We start from the raw sequence: 19,198 nt of genomic DNA on the forward strand, positions 1-19,198 counted from the left end.
TCACTCACGGGGGACGTCGCCCGGAGTGCGGTCGGCACCTTCGAGCACATTCACCTCGTGCTTGTCGCTACCGGGACCCACGTGCGCCTCGGCTCGCATCCGCTCGACCATGTCGGGATAGTGCAGTTCGAAGGCGGGACGCTCCGAGCGGATCCGCGGCAGCTCGTAGAAGTTGTGCCGCGGCGGCGGGCAGGTCGTCGCCCATTCGAGCGAGTTGCCGTAGCCCCATGGATCGTCGACCGTGACGACCTGGCCGTAACGGTAGCTCTTGAAGACGTTCCACACGAACGGCAGCGTCGACGCGCCCACGACGAAGGCCCCGATCGACGAGATCGTGTTCAAGGTGGTGAACCCGTCGGACGGCAGGTAGTCGGCGTAACGACGCGGCATGCCTTCGTTACCGAGCCAGTGCTGCACCAGGAAGGTGGTGTGGAAGCCGATGAAGGTCAGCCAGAAGTGCCAGCGGCCGAGCTGCTCGTCCATCAACCTGCCGGTCATCTTCGGGAACCAGAAGTAGATGCCGGCGTAGGTCGCGAACACGATGGTGCCGAAGAGCACGTAGTGGAAGTGCGCCACCACGAAGTACGAGTCGTGCAGGTGGAAGTCCAGCGGCGGGCTCGCCAGGATGACACCGGTCAGACCACCGAAGAGGAAGGTCACGATGAAGCCCACCGCGAAGAGCATCGGCGTCTCGAAGGTGATCTGACCCTTCCACATCGTGCCGATCCAGTTGAAGAACTTCACACCGGTCGGCACCGCGATCAGGAAGGTCATGAAGGAGAAGTACGGCAGCAGCACGGCGCCGGTGGCGTACATGTGGTGCGCCCACACCGCGATGGACAGCGCCGCGATGGCGATGGTCGCGTAGACGAGGCCGCTGTATCCGAAGATCGGCTTGCGCGAGAAGACTGGGAAGATCTCCGAGACGATGCCGAAGAACGGCAGCGCGATGACGTACACCTCGGGGTGACCGAAGAACCAGAACAGGTGCTGGAACAGGATCACGCCGCCGGTGGCGGGATCGTAGATGTTCCCGCCGATCACCCGGTCGACGAAGGCGCCCATGAACGCCGCGGCGAGCAGGGGGAAGACGAGGAGCACGAGGAGCATCGTGATGAAGATGTTCCACGTGAAGATCGGCATCCGGAACATGGTCATGCCCGGTGCGCGCATACACACCACGGTGGTGATCATGTTGACGCCGCCGAGGATGGTGCCCAGACCCATGACGACCAGTCCGAGGAACCAGAGATTGCCGCCGATACCCGGGGAATGGATCTCGTCGGCGAGCGGCATGTAGGACGTCCAGCCGAAGTCGGCGGCACCACCCGGGGTGATGAACCCGAACGCCACGGTGAGTGCGCCGAAGAGGAACAGCCAGTAGCTGAAGGCGTTCAGACGGGGGAAGGCGACGTCGGGGGCGCCGATCTGCAGCGGCAGGATGTAGTTCGCGAAACCGAAGACGACCGGCGTCGCGTACATCAGCAGCATGATGCCGCCGTGGTTGGTGAACAGCTGGTTGTACTGCTCGTTCGACAGGAACTGCAGGCCGGGCACCGCCAGCTCCGCGCGCATCAGCAGAGCGAGCAGACCACCGAACAGGAAGAACGCGAACGATGTGAAGATGTACATCAGCCCGAGCTTCTTCGGATCCGTCGTGGTGATCAGGTCGTAGAGGACGGCACCCTTGGAGTGGAACCGCGGCGGATACGGCCGCGTGGGCTTGACGGGAGCGACAACCGCGTTCATCGGGCCTCCTCGAGCCGCCGTGAGGCGACAACGGTGCGGCGCGGACGGGATCGACGGCGCGCGGCGATCACCACCCGCGATGCTGCAGGTGAACTCAGAGTAGGCGTTCCACCTCACACGCGCACCGGGTTCGCGGACCGAATTGCGACGCGACGACGGGCGACCGGAACAACCCGTGTACACGGAAGAGAACCTGTTCTACATTGTGACCGTCGTCACTGCAGGAAATCGCTCCGAGCACCTGCATCGCAGCCTCGAAGGGACACCATGTCGGCACCTACCACCGCGGTCATCGGCGCCGGTATCAGCGGGTTGACCGCCGGAAAGATGCTGTGCGACTACGGGGTGCCCTACACCTGTTTCGAGAGCTCCGATCGCATCGGCGGCAACTGGGCGTTCGGCAATCCCAACGGCCACAGCAGCGCCTACCGATCGCTGCACATCGACACGTCGAAGCACCAGCTGTCGTTCAAGGACTACCCGATGCCGCAGTCCTATCCCGACTTCCCGCACCACACACAGATCAAGGAGTATCTCGACGGCTACACCGACGCCTTCGGTCTGCGGGGGAACATCGAGTTCCGCAACGGCGTCCGCCACGCGCGGCGACGGTCCGAAGGCGGGTGGGAGCTCGATCTCGAGGACGGCAGCACGCGCGCGTTCGAGTTCCTCGTCGTCGCCAACGGTCACCACTGGGATCCCCGTGTGCCGAAGTTCCCCGGGCACTTCGCCGGCGAGTCGCTCCACTCCCACCACTACATCGACCCGCGCACCCCGATGGATTTCGCGGGCAAGCGCATCCTCGTGGTGGGGCTCGGCAACAGCGCAGCCGACATCGCCGTGGAGCTGTCGTCCAAGGCGTTGCAGACCGAGGTGACGCTGTCGACCCGGTCGAGCGCGTGGATCGTTCCGAAGTACATCGCGGGCCGGCCGGCGGACAAGTTCTACCGCACCGTCCCCTACATACCGATGTCGTGGCAGCGGAAGATCGCGCAGTGGGGCCAGCCGCTGCTGTCGGGACGTCCCGAGCGGTACGGGCTGCCCACTCCGAACCACAAGTTCTTCGAGGCGCACCCCACGCAGTCGGTGGAACTGCCGCTCCGCCTCGGCTCGGGCGACATCGTCGCGAAACCCGACATCGAACGGTTCGACGACCACACGGTCCGCTTCGTGGACGGTACGTCGGCGGAGTTCGACGTCGTCATCTACGCGACCGGCTACAACATCACCTTCCCGTTCTTCGATCCGGAGTTCATCAGCGCTCCCGACAACCACATCGCGCTGTACAAGCGGATCTTCGCGCCGGGCATCCCCGATCTCGCCTTCGCCGGTTTCGCCCAGGCCACGCCCACCCTGTTCCCGTTCGTCGAATGCCAGGCGCGACTGATCGCGGCCTATGCGATCGGCCGCTACGCACTTCCGCCCGAGGACGAGATGCACCGCATCATCGTCGAGGACCAGCGCAAGTTCACCGGACACATGCTCGACCGTCCCCGCCACACGCAACAGCTCGACTATTTCGCCTACGAGTTCGACATCCGGACGCGTGAGATGCCCGCCGGAATCGCCCGCGCCGGCCGGGCATCGAAGGAGGACGCCTCGTGCACCCGCGTTCACTGACCTTCCCCTCCGAGGGTGAGACGGTCCACGCCTGGCACTTCACTCCCGGATCCGGCGTGCTCGACAGCGCCGACGGGGCGCCGGTCGTGGTCATGGCCCACGGTCTGGGCGGGACGAAGGACTCCGGGCTCGTGCCGTTCGCCGAACGGCTCGCCGCCGCGGGCATGCACGTGCTCGCCTTCGACTACCGAGGATTCGGCGAGTCCGGAGGCACCGACCGTCAACGCGTCGACGTCGCGGGACAGATTGCCGATTACCGCGCAGCCGTCGCGACTGCGCGACGACTGAACGGTGCCGATCCCCGTCGCGCCGCGCTGTGGGGCGTGTCGTTGTCGGGCGGCCACGTCCTGTCCGTCGCGGCCCAGGACCGGGACGTCGCGGCCGTCGTGTCCGTGACACCGCTCGTCGACGGACCGGCTGCGGGGGTTCTCGCCGCACGGCATCACGCGCCTTCTGCGCTCGCCCGTTCGACGGCGACAGGTCTCCGCAGCCGGGTGGGATCGATTGCGCGGCGCTCGTCGACCACCATCCCGATCGTGGGACCACCCGGCACGGTCGCCGCCCTGTCACTGGACGGCTACCACGAGGACTATCTCTCCCTGGCCGGCCCGACCTGGCGCAACGAGATCGACGCCGACGTCGTGTTGTCGCTCGGCACCTACCGGCCCGCGCGACACGCGTCGTCCGTCGCATGTCCCGTCCTCGTGCAGATCGCGGACTTCGATCGCAGCGCTCCCCCGCACGCCGCGGCGCGTGCAGCCTTCCGCGCTCGTGCCGAGGTACGCCACTATCCGTGCGACCACTTCGACGTCTGGCCCGGCAAGGACTGGTTCGACCGGGCCGTCGAGCATCAGATCCACTTCCTGACCCGACATCTCGCTGCGCAGTAACCCCGAGGGATCCGTCTTCGCCGATCCCTTCCCTTCGCGAATCCGAGGTAGCCATGGCAGAGACCGTCCAGCAGTCACTCCGCGACCTGCTCGAGAACGACACCGCGGCCATCGTCCACGACACCGGCAGGTGGACCTGGCGCGAGCACCTGCAGGAGGCGTCCGCTCAGGCGGCGGCCCTGCTGTCGCTGATGGACCGCGAACGGCCGGTGCACGTCGGTGCGCTGCTCGGCAACACCCCCGCCTTCCTCCACGCGATCGCCGGGGCCGGGCTCGCGGGGTTCCCGCTCGTCGGTATCAACAACACCCGACGCGGTGAGGGTCTGGCCCGCGACATCCTGAGGGCGGACTGCCAGATCCTGCTGACCGATGCCGAGCACGCCCCTCTGCTCGACGGCCTGGATCTCGGCGACGTCACCGTCTTCGACGTCGCGAGCCCCGAGTGGCGGGCGCTCGTCGACGGGGCCGGTCCGCTCGAGCCGTACCGGGAGGTCGGGCCGACCGATCCGTTCATGCTGATCTTCACCTCGGGAACGAGCGGAGATCCGAAGCCGGTGATGCTCGCCCACATGATGGTGTTGTTCTCGGGCAGCACGCTCGTCCCGCGGTTCTCGATCACGAGCGACGACGTCGTCTACCTGTCGATGCCGTTGTTCCACTCCAACGCCATTCTCGCCGGGTGGTGCGTGTCGCTGTGCAGCGGCGCAGCGATGGCACCGGCGTCGTTCTCCCCCTCGCACTTCCTCGACGACGTGCGCCGCTACGGCGCGACCTACATGAACTACGTCGGCAAACCCCTCGCCTACATCCTCGCGACCGTCGAACGACCCGACGACGCCGACAACCCGCTCCGGGTGGCGTTCGGCAACGAGGCCACCGACCGCGACATCGAGGAGTTCGGCCGGCGCTTCGACTGCACCGTCTGGGACGGTTTCGGGTCGACCGAGGCCGCGGTGATCATCACCCGTGACCCGGGCACCCCACCCGGATCGATCGGCCGAGGACTGCCGGGCGTGGACGTCTACGATCCGGAGACCCTCACCCCGTGCGCCCACGCGGAGTTCGACGACAACGGCGCCCTGATCAACGCCGACAAGGCCGTCGGTCAACTCGTGAACACGCAGGGCGCCGGATTCTTCACCGGTTACTACAACGACAAGGCAGCCACCGACGAGTGTCTGCGGGGTGGCATGTTCTGGTCGGGCGATCTCGCCTACAAGGACGCGGACGGCTGGATCTACCTCGCCGGCCGCACGGCCGACTGGATGCGCGTGGACGGTGAGAACCTCGCCGCCGCCCCCATCGAGCGGATCCTCCAACGGCTGCCGCAGCTGAGTCGCGTCGCCGTCTACGGTGTGCCCGACGAACACGTGGGCGATCAGGTCATGACCGCAATCGTACTGCGCGACGAGACGTCGCTCGTCCCCGAGGAATTCGAGAAGTTCCTCTCGGAGCAGGCGGACCTCTCCCCCAAGGCGTGGCCGAGATACGTACGGATCGCTGCGGATCTGCCCACCACCGCCACCAACAAGATCCTCAAGCGCGCACTCGAGAAGGAAGGACCCACAGCGGGCGATGGCGTGCTGTGGGTCCGCGAGAACGAGAAGTACGTCGTGGCCTGACGCCGCGGAGCGCGAAGCGGTCGTCGGCGCGGGATTTTTCGTGCTCCTACGACCGTTTCGCGCTCTGCTGTCTCAGCGCTCGTCGAAGCCCGGCAGTCGCGACGGTTCCTCGACCACCGAGTACTCGCTCGCGTCACCCTGCACGACCCGGCTGCGCGCGCCGTCGACACCGACGGGGATGTCGCCGGCGAGGGTGATGCGGTGCAGGCGGCGGGTGTGGTCGCCGAAGTCGGCGATGCCGTAGTGCTGCGTGGCGCGATTGTCCCAGATCGCGACGTCGCCACTCTCCCACGACCAGCGGAAGGTGTTCTCCAGCTTCGTGATCCGGTTCTGCAGGAGCTGAAGCAGCGCAGCGGTCTCCGACGGCTCGAGGCCGACGAACTCCTTGACGAAGTGACCGAGCAACAGGGTGCGCTCACCCGTCTCGGGATGGACCCGCACCACCGGGTGGATCGTCTCGTAGGTGTTGCGACGGAACTCGTCCTGGTAGCGGCGTCGCTCCTCGGTCAGCGCCGGATCCGAGCTGCCCGCGTCGAGCTTCTCGGCGTAGTCGTAGAGATTGGTGTGCAGTGCCCACACGTTGTCGACGAGCGCCTTCAGCGCGTCCGGCAACTGCTCGTAGGCCGCGGTCGTGGAGGCCCACGTCGTCGCACCGCCGTACGGCGGCAAGGTCACCGCCCGCAGGATCGACGCCTTCGGAATGCGGTCGACGAAACTGACATCGGTGTGCCAGCTGCTCGCGGCACCCTCGATCGGCAGCAGCCGCTTGCCCTTCGAGTGGACCGTGGGGTGCGACTGCGTCTGCGTGCCGAGCAGGCCGGCGAAGGCCCACTGCTGCTCGTCGTCGAGGTGATGCTGGTCGCGGAATACGATCGCCTTGTGCACGGCGAGTGCGTAGCGAATGGCCTCGACGGTCTCGGGCGCCAACGAGCCGGACAACCGCACCCCGTCGATCCGCGCACCGATGTGCTCCCCCAGCTTGGTGACGACGACGCCCCCGGCGGTGTAGACGGATTCGGCGGTGGTCGTGTCGCGATCGAGTTCGGTGATGGTCATGCGATCTCCCCCTTCGATGATCTGAACCTGGCGTTGTCGCTTTCGCCGGTTCAGTTCACCGCCATCCGTCGACAGAGTCGACGGTTGTGGTCAGCGAGATCGAAACGAGCCGAGCTCGCTTACGGGAGATCGAAACGAGCCGAAGTCGCTATCGGGAGTGCGTTCTCACCTGAGGATCTCGCTCCGCCAGAAGGTGTCGCCGTCGGGGACGGTCTCGTGGTCGTCGAAGAAGGTGACGAGCGCCCGTGCAGCTGTCGCGGCGTCCGGGAATCGGCGCCCCTCCATCGGTCCCCGGGTGATCTCGAGCGTCCCCGAGGCCGGATCGAGGCGCCCCTGCACGCGATACCCGCCGATGTCCGCCACCACTGCGCGCCGCTCGTCGACGACCTCGGGTTCCGCGACCGTACGTACGGCCGGACGTTCGGCGCGGACCCGCGCTGCCGGCACCGGCGCCGCGTCGTGGCCGGGATCCTTGACGGTGTCGAGACCGAGCAGATCCCAATGATCGTGACCGTGAACGACGTTGCTGCGTTGGATGGGATGGCTGCCGGTCGGGGTGCGGCCGGGTCGGTCGGCGAGCCAGAGCGCGACCTCCTCCTCGATTCCCCCTTCGATGTCGTCCGCGTCCACCACGTAGAACTCCGGTGCCGCGGGTGCGAGATCGACGAAGACCCAGTGAGACACGCCCGCACCGTCGACAGTGGGAACCCCGTCGCGGCGGCGCGCGAGCCACGGACCGCTCGCCGTCGAGCACACCCGCACCACACGTTCGGATCCGTCCGCGCCGTGTACGCGCACGTCCCGCTGTCCGGGAATCGGTTCGGCCCGGCCGCCGCGCGCCAGAACCTCGGCCACGAAGGCCACGACTCCCTGTCGAACGATGTCCCCCATATCGACTCCTCTTCTCGGTGCACACATCGAGCGGCGACTCGGGATCGACGCACGATGTGCCCACGCCTGCGCAGTCTCGTCGAGACCGGAGGCATGGTGCGACCATACGTTGCTAAAAGCAGAAGAAGAACCGTCTGTGACCGATCACCGGAAAGCATCACCCTTCGTGGTGAGCGCCTTGACCCGTTCGACGACGCGGTCCTGCAGCTTGGAGGGGGTACGCCAGCGCATCGCGAGTTTGTCGTAGTCCATGGCGTGCTCGGCGATGATGTCCTTGAGTTGTTCGACCCCGAGGGTCGACAGCTGCTCCCGCAGAGTCGCCTCCCCGCTCTCGCGGAACACCACGAACGGATCGAAGGCCCCGGGTGCGCGACGGCTGCGACGCGCAGACGTCCGGGCTGCGGCGGGGCGCGCAGCAGGAGCGGGAGCGGCAACGGGTGTCGGGGCACTCGGGTCTGCGGTGACCGAGAGCGCTCCCGCGAGTGCCTTCGCGAAGCGCGGCGTGCGTGCGGCCTCGTCGGCGATCACCTGGACGAGAGCGACGAGCGCGCCGGCCGTGCCGGGGGCCGCCTCGTCGAGACGGAGCAACGCCGAGCTCGCCTCGCCGATGCGCACCCGCAGACGCGCCTGTGCCATGTCGATATCGGGGCCGGGATTCGTCACAAGTACACCTGCGCATTCATCATGATCGTCTCGGTGAGGATTCGCAGTGCGTCGTACTGACCGGTGTTGCCGTACTTGCGCTTGAGGGTGCCGTAGGGCACGAACTCGGCGGACGCCGCGATCTGGTTGGCCTCGGGCACCCAGGCGGGAACGACGTTCGCGATTCGCTCGTCGCGCTGGAGCTGTTCGATGATCGTGCGGTGCAGATTCGAGGCACTGCGGTACTTCGTGATGACGAGGCCGATCTCCCGCACCGTGTGCCCGGTCCGCTTCGCGAATTGCTGGATCTTCGTCTGCAGCTGCGGGATTCCGTAGGTGGACAGGATGTCGGGAATCGTGGGGATGAGATAGCCGTCGGCGAGACGCAACCCGTTGAGGGTGAGGATCCCGAGATTCGGCGGGCAGTCGACGAGGATGTAGTCGTACCGGTCGGCGATGGGCCGGACAGCGGAGAGCAGTACCTCGACGGGACGATGCGAGCCGGGATCGGCGTACTGCTGGTGGGTGAGGCCCTCCTGGATGTCCATGAGATCCAGCGACGACGCGAGCAAGTCCAGATCGCGCACCGCACTCACGGGCGAGACGCCCTTCTGGACGGCCTTCTCGATGTCGAACGCGTCGGCGTCGGGCGCGATCGCCTTGTTGAAGAGCGTCTTGAGAGTCAGACCGAGCTCGTTCAGTTCGCGCCAGCGCTCCTCCCCCACCATCATCGTGGTGAGGTTGGTCTGCGGGTCGAGATCGATCATGAGCACCCGCTGCCCGAACTCCGCCGCCATGAATTCGCCCAGAGCGGCCGTCGTCGTGGTCTTGCCGACTCCACCCTTCAGGTTGATCGTCGCGATTACCCGTGCCACCCCACACCTCTTCGGGAAAGAAATTCACTACTCGTTGTTGCGAGCAAACTACCCGAAGGCGGACATACGGGGCAGCCGGGTGGCAGCTGCCGGGTCAACGCCCCCTCGACTCGACCGCGAGACGAGGCATGCCGGCGAGTTCATCGGGGGTGACGTACGAATCGGAGGTCGCGAAACCGCTCAGGTACAGTGGCGGCTCACGGTCGGCGACCGCGCGCACGATCTGCCCTTCCGAGACGAAGACGATGAGCCCTTCGGCATCGGATCCCGGCATGTTCCGCCAGGTGGTTCCCGGGGTGTGCATCACGCGGTTGAGTTCGCTCATCAACACCGGGACACGGAAGTAGTACATCCGGTCCCACGACTCGACACCCGCTGCGGCCGCGACCTCCCCGAGCGTTCGGGACCGTCCGGAGACGAGCACCGATTCGAACTCCGCCTCGAGCCTCGGGTCGTCGACGACGGACACGCTCGTCGCCTCCGAGCAACCCGAGACCCCCAGCGCCGCAGCGACAGCCAGCGCAAAACCCGTACGCACGAACCGCGACGCCACCGCGTCCCCCTGTGTATCGACCCCCGACCGGACGCGAGGAAGCTACCACCGGTTCGGACAAATGCACCAGTGAAGCCGATCACTTTTCGCGAGTTCGGGGATCCGGCCCGAAGCGCAGCCGAATCGATGTGACCGATGACAGTAACTCCGGGTTACTCCTTCGCGGTGAGCTCGGCGATGTCCGTCCACAGAGCGCTGCGGAGCGCGACCATCGGTTCGGCCGCAGCACCGAGCTGGTCGCCGACGAAATCGGTGTTCTCGGCGGACAACTCGCGCGCACCCGACCTGCCGATCAGATCGTCGATCCGCTGGTCGAGACTCGCGGTGCGCTGCGCGATGTGCGCGAGATGCAGATGGTCCTCCGCCCGCGTGAGCAGGTCGCCGATGCGTGCGAGCGCAGTGACACGCGCAAGGATCTGATCCCATACCGGTTCGAGAGCTGCCACACGGGATTCGAGACCGGACCGCGCCTCGGGCGCCGATCGGATCGCGGACTGCAGCTCGTCGAGCAGGTCGCGCAGGGCGACGGTGTCCACCGCGATCTGGGTGAGTTCCTCGGCGAGGTCGAGCTGGGCTCGTTGAACCTCGAAGTACTCCGAACGCCATGCCGCCGACGCCTCGATGCGGTCGTACAGGGACCCGGCGAGGAAGAGCAGGGTGTCGTAGCGGTCGACGAAGCGGTCGTCACCGGAGGGCACCTCGCGTCCGAGCCGCTCGGCGACGCGACGACCCGCGTCGGCGAGCGGAGTGCGCTCGGACCAGCGACCCACTCGGTCGACGGCGACACCGAGCACCATCCCTCGGGCCTGCTCGACGGGCGCGACGGGCAGGGGCGCGGGGGTGCGTTGCAGCGCGGCGAACAGCGCCTCGCGTTGGTCGATCTCGAGGTGCAGTCCGTCGCGCCGGTCGCGGCGCACGGCGCGGACGCCCTGGGCGTAGTGCAGCGGGGAGTGCACGACGGTCTGCCGCGCCGCCCGGATGCGTTTGCCGAGCTCGTTGGCCCGGTACTCGAGTGCGAGTCGCGCGGCACCGGGGCGCAGACCGTCGATGCGGGCGCGGAGGCGGGCGTGCTCGTCGGACAGTCGGCGCAGCTCACCGAATCCGTCGAGCGCGGGCAGCCGGCGGCCGACCCGTCGGCGGTTCGCCAGCACCGCACGCGCCGATTCGTCGAGGTGGCCGGCGGCCAGCGCGACCGCCGCGGCATCCGACAGCGGAGCGTGCCCGCCCTCGATGCTGCCGGTCTCGCACCACCGGCGGACCTGCCCGGCGATACGTGTCCGCCGGTCCACCGACGGGGAGTCCTGACCGGGCGCGTCGTCGCGCCCCGGGAGGTGGGGTCGATCGGCTTCGGACACGGGGATCCTCCTCGCGGCTCGTCCGCAGGCATGTGCTGTCCACTGTTCCAGATTCCGCGCGGACTCGGAGAAATGCCCGGTAACGGCCCCGATACCGCGCGCTCGACGGTCCCGATCCGACGCGTCGACGACCGCGCTCCGGTTCGGTTGAGACCTTCACCTTTTCGCGCCTCGTGACGGATGTCACAGCATTGTCGAGGCAGCTCGGAACGTTTTGCCCGATCCCGGCTCGCGCCCGATCCGAGGCGCGCGAAAAACGGTGCGTACCAGCAGAAACGAGGGGTCGTCGAAGACGGGTCCCTGACACCTCCGGAAGTTACCGATCGGTGTTACTGCACAGTACCGGCGGCGCCCGGAACCGGAGATCCCCGCCCCGACACCCGTTCCCGAGCGAAAGCCTCTGCGCGCGAATACCTGTGGGAGAAGCCGGTCACGAGAAGGCCGCCGATCGCCCCGCATGGAAGCAAAACGTGACAAACCCTCATGTTTCCTCCATGCTGTTATCCGAACGGAGCCTTCGCCCAGGGGGACGTGACCGTCACAACCGACGGCCGTAGCTGCGGAGACCTGTTCGAAACGGTCCTTCGGACACCGCGGATGTTGCCCGGTGGATCGACGACGAACACGCATGCCCATGCCAACCACGAGGAGCCGACCGCTACATGTTCCCGCTCGCGTCGCCAACCCGAGACGTGGGACGTAGGACCGGTTAGTTTGACCTCCTCATTGGGGTGGAGCTTCGAGACGCGCGCCCGGTGCGTGCACAAACCATGGAGAACGGTGGCAACGAGTATGTTCAAGCGGATCGCAGTGGTCAATCGTGGTGAGGCGGCCGTACGCCTCATCCGGGCAGTCCGGGAGCTCAACTCCGAGCACGGTTACGACATCAGGACCATCGCTCTGCACACCGACGCCGAACGACGGGCGATGTTCGTCCGTCAGGCCGACGAAGGAGTGACCCTCCGTCCGTCGACGACGGCGGCGACCCCCTACCTCGATCATGCAGAACTCGAGCGCGCGCTTCTCGAGGCGAAGGCCGACGCCGTGTGGGTCGGCTGGGGCTTCGTCGCCGAGGACCCCGCCTTCGCCGAGTTGTGCGCCCGCCTCGGGATCACCTTCATCGGCCCCTCCGCCGACGCCATGCGTCTGCTCGGCGACAAGGTCGAGGCGAAGATCCTCGCCGAGAAGGTCGGCGTTCCCGTCGCACCGTGGTCCGGTGGACCGGTCGATTCCCGCGCCGACGCGCGCCGTCATGCGCAGGCCATCGGCTACCCGCTGATCATCAAGGCCCGCTCCGGTGGCGGTGGCCGCGGCATCCGCAAGGTCTACGCCGAGGACGAGCTCGAGCTCGCCCTCGAGCGCACCCAGGGTGAGGCCGAGCGTTCCTTCGGCGACCCCGTCGTGTTCATCGAGCGTCTCGTCACCGACGCGCGCCACGTCGAGGTCCAGGTCATCGCCGACAAGCACGGCAACGTGTGGGCCCCGGGTGTGCGCGACTGCTCGATCCAGCGCAAGAACCAGAAGGTCATCGAGGAGTCCGCCTCGCCGCTGCTCACCAAGGAGCAGTCCGACCACCTGCGCGCGGTCTCGGCCGATCTCGTCCGCGCCGCCGGCTACGCCGGTGCCGGCACCGTCGAGTACCTCTACCAGCCCGACCTGAAGATCTTCACCTTCCTCGAGGTCAACACGCGCCTCCAGGTCGAGCACCCCATCACCGAGGCCACGACCGGCATCGACCTCGTGAAGCTGCAGATCCTCGTCGCCTCCGGCGAGAAGCTGCCCGGCGAGTGCCCCTCCGAGTTCGGCCACGCCGTCGAGGCCCGCCTGAACGCCGAGGACGCCGCCAACGGCTTCGCACCCGCCCCCGGCACCGTGCAGCTGCTGAAGTTCCCGCTCGGGTCCGGTCTGCGTGTCGACACCGGCATCGCCCAGGGCGACGTCATCCCGCCCGACTACGATTCGATGGTCGCCAAGATCATCGCGTGGGGCCGCGACCGCGACGAGGCACTCGCCCGCCTGCGCACCGCTCTGCGCGAGACCACCGTCGTCCTCGACGGTGGCACGACGACCAAGTCGTTCCTGCTCGATCTGCTCGACCGTCCCGAGGTCGTCGACGCCTCCGCCGACACCGGCTGGCTCGACCGCACCGGCGCAGGCACCGAGACCGGTCCGTCCAAGGTCGCCGACGTCGCTCTGATCGCGACCGCCGTCGACGTCTACGACACCGACGAGGCCCGCGAGCGCTCCGCCTTCCTCGCCTCGGCCCGCGGCGGTCGCCCGCGTGCCGGACACGCCGTCGGACGCAAGATCGAGCTCAGCTACCAGGGCCAGGCCTACGAACTCGTCGTCGGCCAGGTCGGCCCGCACCGCTACCGGGTCGACACCGGATCCGCCGAGTTCGATGTCGACGTCGAGCGGCTGGGTGACTACGAGTCGCGCCTGACCCTCGGTGGACGCCGCCACAACGTGGTGTCGATCGCCGGTCCCGCCCACTTCCTCGTCGAGGTCGACGGCATCAGCCACCAGATCAGCCAGGACGAGGCCGGCGTGGTGCGCACGCCCGCCCCGGCCGTGGTCGTCGCGGTTCCCGTCGCCGTCGGTGACGAGGTCGAGGCCGGTCAGACGCTCGTCGTGCTCGAGTCGATGAAGATGGAGACCGCGGTCCGCGCTCCCTTCGCCGGCAAGGTCCGCGAGATCCTCGGCGTCGTCAACGCGCAGGTCGACGCGGGCGCCCCGCTCCTGCGGGTCGACCAGATCGTCGAAGAGGTCGTCACCGAGACCGTCGAGCGCGTCGAGTTCGCCGCACCGGCGCCCTCGGTCAGCGACGACGTCGCGGCCGACGCTCTCGCCCGCCTCGACTCGCTCGCCGCTCTGGTCACCGGATACGACGTGTCCGCCAAGCGCACCGCGGCGCTGCTCGCCGAGTACGAGCGTCTCTCCGGTTCCGTCGATTCGTGCGCGCTCGTCCGCGCCGAGCTCGCGCTGCTGACGACCTTCGCGGACGTGTGCGAACTGTCGCGCAACCGTCCGACCGAGGAGGAGAAGAACAGCGACGACCGGGTCCACAGCCCCCGCGAGTTCTTCCACGGCTACCTGCAGTCGCTCGACGTCGAGGTCGGGGGTCTGCCCGACAGCTTCCGCGCGCGCCTCGCCCGCGCCCTGCGGCACTACGACGTCCTCGAACTCGATCGCACCCCGGAGCTCGAAGAGGCCGTCTACCGGTTGTTCCTCGCGCTCGAGCGCATCGAGGCCCACGTCCCCGTGGTCACCTCGCTGCTCGACCGCTGGGTCGAGCGCGACGACACCGAGGTGGGGATCTCCCACGAGCTCAACGAGGTCCTCGACCGACTGATCGTCGCGACCCAGGTCCGCTTCCCGGTCATCGGCGACACCGCCCGCAACCTGCGGTACCGCTACTTCGAGGAGCCGGTGATCCGCAAGGCCCGCGAGCAGGCCTACGACGGGGTCCGCGGTTCGCTCGCGTACCTCGCCGAGCATCCGCAGGCGACGGACTACGCGCAGCGCATCGATTCGCTCGTCGCCACGCCCGAGCCGCTGATCGACCTTCTCGCACAGCAGATCACGCGTCCCGAGTCCGTTCCGGGCCCGCTGCTCGAGGTCATCGTCCGACGGGCGTACAAGATCCGCACCCTCGAGGACGTGCGTTCGTGCACGGTCGGCGGGCACCAGTTCGTCACCGGCAACTTCGATCTGCGCGGCACGCGTCTGTACCTGATGTCCGCGGAGGCTCCGCAGGCGGAGTTCGCGTCGCTGCTCGACGCCGTCGAGGAGTCGGCGGCTTCGGTTCCCGACACGAAGAACCTCGTGATCGACCTGTACCTCGCGTGGGACGACGCTCCGGCCGATGCCGACGCCCAGGCCGACGCGCTGCGCGCCGAACTCGCCGCTCGCCCGGTGACCGGTGCGGCCCGTCGCGTGACGGTGACGGTCTGCCACACCGACACGGCAGAAGAGCACGTGTTCACCTTCCGCCCCTACGAGACCGGGTACGCGGAAGAGGCCAACATCCGCGACATCCACCCGCTCACGGGTCAGCGTCTGGATCTCTGGCGCCTGAAGAACTTCGACGGCACCCGCCTGCCCGCCAACCCGGACACCTACCTGTATCACCTGGTGTCGCAGGACAATCCGTCCGACGAGCGGTTCATCGCCCTCGCCGAGGTGCGCGACCTGACGCCGCAGCGCGACGAGTCCGGCCGCATCGTCGGACTGCCGGCCTTCGAACGTGCTCTCGCGAGCTCGCTCGACGGCATGCGCCGCGCCCAGGCCACCCGCGGCGGGCGACGTCTCGACGCGAACCGCGTGGTGCTCTACGTGTGGCCCGCCGTCGATCTCGACATGGAGGATCTGCGCCGCATCGGCCGCAACGCCGCGCCGCTGACCGTGGGCGCCGGTCTCGAGGAGATCACCGTCATCGGGTCGTGGCGTGATCGTCAGGACGAGCCGGCACGCGAGGTCGCCCTGCGCTTCTCGTACCGCTCCGGTGCGGGCGTCATCGTGCGGGTCACCGAGCCGCCGAAGGAGCCGCTGAAGCCGCTCGACGAGTACACCCAGAAGGTCCAGCGGTCCCGTGCCCGCGGCACCGTCTACCCGTACGAGCTGATCCCGCTGCTCACCGGCAGCGAGGGCACCTTCGTCGAGTACGACTTCGACGAGCAGGGCGCCCTCGTGCCCGTCGACCGCCCCTACGGCCGCAACACCGCGGGTCTGATCGTCGGTGTCGTCGACACCCCGACCCCGCGCTACCCCGAGGGCATGAAGCGCGTCGCGCTGTTCGGTGATCCCACGAAGGCGCTGGGCACCGTCGCGGAGGCCGAGTGCTCCCGCGTGGTCGCCGCGATCGACCTGGCGGAGAGCCTCGATGCCCCCGTCGAGTGGTTCGCGCTGTCGTCCGGCGCGACGATCTCCATGGACTCGGGCACCGAGAACATGGACTGGGTGTCGCGCGGTCTGCGTCGCATCATCACGTTCACGCAGAACGGCGGCGAGATCAACGTCGTGGTCACCGGCATCAACGTCGGCGCGCAGCCGTACTGGAACGCCGAGGCGACGATGCTCATGCACACCAAGGGCATCCTCGTGATGACCCCGGACAGCGCCATGGTGCTCACCGGCAAGCAGTCGCTCGACTACTCGGGTGGCGTCTCCGCCGAGGACAACTTCGGTATCGGTGGCTACGACCGCGTCATGGGCCCCAACGGTCAGGCGCAGTACTGGGCTCCCAACCTCAGTGCCGCCATCGAGACGCTGTTCGCGCACTATGCCCACGCCTACGTCGCGCCGGGCGAGCGCTTCCCGCGCAAGGCCACGTCCACCGACCCGGTCGACCGCAACGTGTGCGTGTACCCGCACGTGCATCCGTCCAGCGACTTCACCACCGTGGGCGACATCTTCTCGTCCGAGACCAACCCGGATCGCAAGAAGCCGTTCGACATCCGCACGGTGATGCGCTCGGTGGTCGACCAGGACCACGCGGTGCTCGAGCGGTGGGCCGACATGGCCGACGCCGACACCTCGGTCGTCTTCGACGCGCACCTGGGCGGAAACCCGGTGACGGTCATCGGCATCGAGTCCCGCGCGATCCCGCGCAAGGGCTGGTTCCCGGCCGACGGACCGGACCAGTGGACCTCGGGCACGTTGTTCCCCAAGTCGTCGAAGAAGACGGCGCGGGCGATCAACGCGGCGAGCGGCAACCGTCCGCTCGTGGTGCTCGCCAACCTGTCGGGCTTCGACGGCTCCCCCGAGTCGCTGCGCAACCTTCAGCTCGAGTACGGTGCCGAGATCGGCCGGGCCATCGTCAACTTCGACGGTCCGATCGTGTTCGTCGTGGTCTCCCGCTACCACGGTGGTGCCTTCGTGGTGTTCTCGGGCGCACTGAACGAGAACATGGAAGTCCTCGCCGTGGAGGGTTCGTTCGCCTCGGTGCTCGGTGGCGCTCCGGCGGCCGCGGTGGTCTTCACCCGTGACGTCAACAAGCGCACCGCGAGCGATCCGCGGGTCGTGGAACTCGAGGCCCAGCTGCGGGCCGCCGAGGACGGCGACAAGGCGCGACTGGGTGTCGAGCTCACCGCTCTGCGCACCGCGGTGCGGTCGGAGAAGCTCGGTGAGGTGGCAGCCGAGTTCGAGGCGATCCACAACATCCAGCGCGCACAGCAGGTCGGCTCGGTCGACGCGATCGTGCCGGCGGTCGAGCTGCGGCCGCAGATCATTGCGGCCGTCGAGCGCGGCATGGCACGCACGCTCGCGTAACCCACGCAGACGGACCGAGACCCCACCGGAACACTTCCGGTGGGGTCTCGTCGTCGTGGGGCCGTCGTGCCGGTCAATCGTCGTGGTCGTCGTCCCAGTCGTCGTCGTGGTCGTCCCAATCGTCGTCGTGGTCGTCGTCCCAGTCGTCGTGGTCGTCGTCGTGCAGATCGTCGCAGCGGTCGTCCCACTCGTCGTAGAAGTCCTCGACGTGGTCCGGCACCGTGTCGTCCCAGTCCTCGAACCACGCATCGCACGTCGTGACGTCGATGTAGGGGATGTCGGTGGGCAGTTCTCCCGGCCGCGCATCCCGGGCCGGGTCGACGCCCGCCCGAACGGTTCCGTCCGGGCCGCCGGTCGTCGTCTCGTCGGCCACACGGGCGACGGTGAACGACGACGGTTCGGAGGGAGCGGACCCACCCCGGTTCGCCGACACGAAACCGACTGTGCCGGCGGTCATCGCGACCGCCACAGCGGTCACGGCCCATGCGGTGCGGCTCATCGCCATGATCGTTCTCCTCGACTCGGTGTTCGTCCTGGTCGCCGATAACTCTGGCGCACGACGATGAGGGGTCGATGAGTCGAAGATGACGAAATCTTCATCCGAGACGCGTACGGATCCACTCGACCAGGATCCGGGCCACCTCGTGAGGAGCCTCCGGGACGAGGGCGTGCCCGCAACCCGGCACGACGGCCGTGGAAACGAGTTCGCTCCCGAACTCGTCGACGAGCTCACCGCGGGTCTCCGCGGGCCGGAAGACGTCCTCTCCTGCTTGTACGTCGAGCAGAGGTGACGGCGCCACCGTCCACCACGATTCCTTGTCGGTCGCAGCCATCGCTGCCCGTTGCGACACGATCGCCTCGGGCCACCACCCGTCGAGCCACACCGCCGGATCGTGTCCTTCGGCGAAGAAGACGTCGCGCAGGTGCACGAGTCGTTCATGATCGGGAAGCGAGAGGTCGGAACACTTGGCGACACGCTCGGTCAGCGAGGCCGGGAACCGGCGGGCACCGGCGGCGAGCACGGCGACCCCCCGGACGAGTTCGGGCCGATCGGCTGCGAGCACCCGGGCCACGTAGTGCCCGAATGCGTGGCCGGCCACCACGGCGGGTGCGGCGTCGAAATGCTCGACGACGGCGGCGACGTCACCCGCGAGGTCGTGCAGATCGAGGCCGGTCATGGGTCCACGGCTGCTGCCGATTCCTCGGGGTTGCGGTCGCAGAGCGGTGAATCCCGCTGCCGCAAGGTCGCTCGCGATCGGATCGAATTCGTAGGAATCGCGTCCGAGGGAGGGAAGCAGGACGACTGCCGGCCCTTCCCCGTCGAGACGTACCTCGAGTTCGGCCACCGGTGTTTCGACAAGACGAGTGTTGCTCACGCGGCCATCCTCTCACCACCGGAAAGAACTGTGCTTCGACACAATCCCCCGCCGTAGTGTCGAGAATCACACCGATGCGAGGTGTGGCGCATTTTCGAAAGGGGAATACAGGGAGGCTCGCCTCGGTCGAGCTTCCGCGGCACGGAGTGCGCCTCTCCGCGACGGGTGCCGAGCGGCCGCCCCTGTCAGGCGATCGACTCCGAACTGATTTTCCTGCAACGTCTTTCGATATAAACGTCGAAGGCCATTCGCATCCACGCCATGTGCACACAGTTGTACCTGACTCCCCGGTAGCACGT

The 19,198-nt window shown here is 67.7% G+C and carries 13 protein-coding genes; 4 read left to right on the plus strand and 9 right to left on the minus strand.

What is annotated here, in order from left to right:
* Complete coding sequence (gene ctaD / locus ACNJ7K_RS01865; protein WP_487041102.1) at positions 1–1,749, minus strand: aa3-type cytochrome oxidase subunit I; 1,749 nt, start codon at positions 1,747–1,749, stop codon at positions 1–3.
* 267 nt (positions 1,750–2,016) lie between these two features.
* On the opposite strand from ctaD, the gene ACNJ7K_RS01870 reads away from it, so the two are divergent.
* From ACNJ7K_RS01870 to fadD1, 3 genes are read left to right on the plus strand one after another with little or no spacing between them, the layout of a single operon-like run.
* Entirely contained in the window at positions 2,017–3,369 is a 1,353-nt protein-coding gene (locus ACNJ7K_RS01870; protein ID WP_487041103.1) for a flavin-containing monooxygenase, read from the plus strand.
* On the plus strand, positions 3,351–4,259 hold the full coding sequence (locus tag ACNJ7K_RS01875; RefSeq protein ID WP_487041104.1) for an alpha/beta hydrolase: 909 nt from the start codon (positions 3,351–3,353) through the stop codon (positions 4,257–4,259). The genes ACNJ7K_RS01870 and ACNJ7K_RS01875 overlap by 19 nt, the downstream gene beginning before the upstream one ends.
* Positions 4,260–4,312: 53 nt before the next feature.
* Positions 4,313–5,881, plus strand: a complete 1,569-nt coding sequence (gene fadD1 / locus ACNJ7K_RS01880) for a fatty-acid--CoA ligase FadD1 (protein ID WP_487041105.1) — start codon at positions 4,313–4,315, stop codon at positions 5,879–5,881.
* Positions 5,882–5,953: 72 nt separating this feature from the next.
* Here the strand turns inward: fadD1 and ACNJ7K_RS01885 are convergent, their stop codons facing one another.
* From ACNJ7K_RS01885 to ACNJ7K_RS01910, 6 genes are all read right to left on the minus strand, one after another.
* Positions 5,954–6,937 (minus strand): TauD/TfdA dioxygenase family protein, encoded by a 984-nt coding sequence (locus ACNJ7K_RS01885; protein WP_487041106.1) that lies wholly within the window; start codon positions 6,935–6,937, stop codon positions 5,954–5,956.
* Positions 6,938–7,102: 165 nt separating this feature from the next.
* Entirely contained in the window at positions 7,103–7,828 is a 726-nt protein-coding gene (locus tag ACNJ7K_RS01890; RefSeq protein ID WP_487041107.1) for a hypothetical protein, read from the minus strand.
* Positions 7,829–7,972: 144 nt separating this feature from the next.
* Entirely contained in the window at positions 7,973–8,491 is a 519-nt protein-coding gene (locus ACNJ7K_RS01895) for a hypothetical protein (protein ID WP_487041108.1), read from the minus strand.
* Entirely contained in the window at positions 8,488–9,345 is an 858-nt protein-coding gene (locus ACNJ7K_RS01900; protein WP_268655403.1) for a ParA family protein, read from the minus strand. Before ACNJ7K_RS01900 ends, ACNJ7K_RS01895 begins: the two co-directional genes overlap by 4 nt.
* A 94-nt stretch (positions 9,346–9,439) precedes the next feature.
* Positions 9,440–9,883, minus strand: a complete 444-nt coding sequence (locus ACNJ7K_RS01905) for a hypothetical protein (RefSeq protein ID WP_455408386.1) — start codon at positions 9,881–9,883, stop codon at positions 9,440–9,442.
* Positions 9,884–10,050: 167 nt separating this feature from the next.
* Positions 10,051–11,253: a hypothetical protein gene (locus ACNJ7K_RS01910; protein WP_487041109.1), complete on the minus strand. Its 1,203-nt coding sequence runs from the start codon at positions 11,251–11,253 to the stop codon at positions 10,051–10,053.
* 792 nt (positions 11,254–12,045) lie between these two features.
* Here ACNJ7K_RS01910 and ACNJ7K_RS01915 point away from each other — a divergent pair.
* On the plus strand, positions 12,046–17,523 hold the full coding sequence (locus tag ACNJ7K_RS01915; protein ID WP_487041241.1) for an ATP-binding protein: 5,478 nt from the start codon (positions 12,046–12,048) through the stop codon (positions 17,521–17,523).
* A gap of 73 nt (positions 17,524–17,596) precedes the next feature.
* Here the strand turns inward: ACNJ7K_RS01915 and ACNJ7K_RS01920 are convergent, their stop codons facing one another.
* Positions 17,597–18,022: a hypothetical protein gene (locus ACNJ7K_RS01920; protein WP_174247062.1), complete on the minus strand. Its 426-nt coding sequence runs from the start codon at positions 18,020–18,022 to the stop codon at positions 17,597–17,599.
* A 97-nt stretch (positions 18,023–18,119) separates the two neighbouring features.
* Positions 18,120–18,899 (minus strand): alpha/beta fold hydrolase, encoded by a 780-nt coding sequence (locus ACNJ7K_RS01925; RefSeq protein ID WP_159418838.1) that lies wholly within the window; start codon positions 18,897–18,899, stop codon positions 18,120–18,122.
* Positions 18,900–19,198 lie beyond the last annotated feature (299 nt).

It is taken from the genome of Rhodococcus shunpengi (assembly GCF_048381395.1).
Taxonomy (GTDB): domain Bacteria; phylum Actinomycetota; class Actinomycetes; order Mycobacteriales; family Mycobacteriaceae; genus Rhodococcus.

Coding starts and splice junctions, on each gene's coding strand:
- ACNJ7K_RS01885 (WP_487041106.1), bottom strand. CDS start 6,937: ATGACCATCACCGAACTCGATCGCGACACGACCACCGCCGAATCCGTC.
- ACNJ7K_RS01890 (WP_487041107.1), bottom strand. CDS start 7,828: ATGGGGGACATCGTTCGACAGGGAGTCGTGGCCTTCGTGGCCGAGGTT.
- fadD1 (WP_487041105.1), top strand. CDS start 4,313: ATGGCAGAGACCGTCCAGCAGTCACTCCGCGACCTGCTCGAGAACGAC.
- ACNJ7K_RS01920 (WP_174247062.1), bottom strand. CDS start 18,022: ATGAGCCGCACCGCATGGGCCGTGACCGCTGTGGCGGTCGCGATGACC.
- ACNJ7K_RS01870 (WP_487041103.1), top strand. CDS start 2,017: ATGTCGGCACCTACCACCGCGGTCATCGGCGCCGGTATCAGCGGGTTG.
- ctaD (WP_487041102.1), bottom strand. CDS start 1,749: ATGAACGCGGTTGTCGCTCCCGTCAAGCCCACGCGGCCGTATCCGCCG.
- ACNJ7K_RS01915 (WP_487041241.1), top strand. CDS start 12,046: ATGTTCAAGCGGATCGCAGTGGTCAATCGTGGTGAGGCGGCCGTACGC.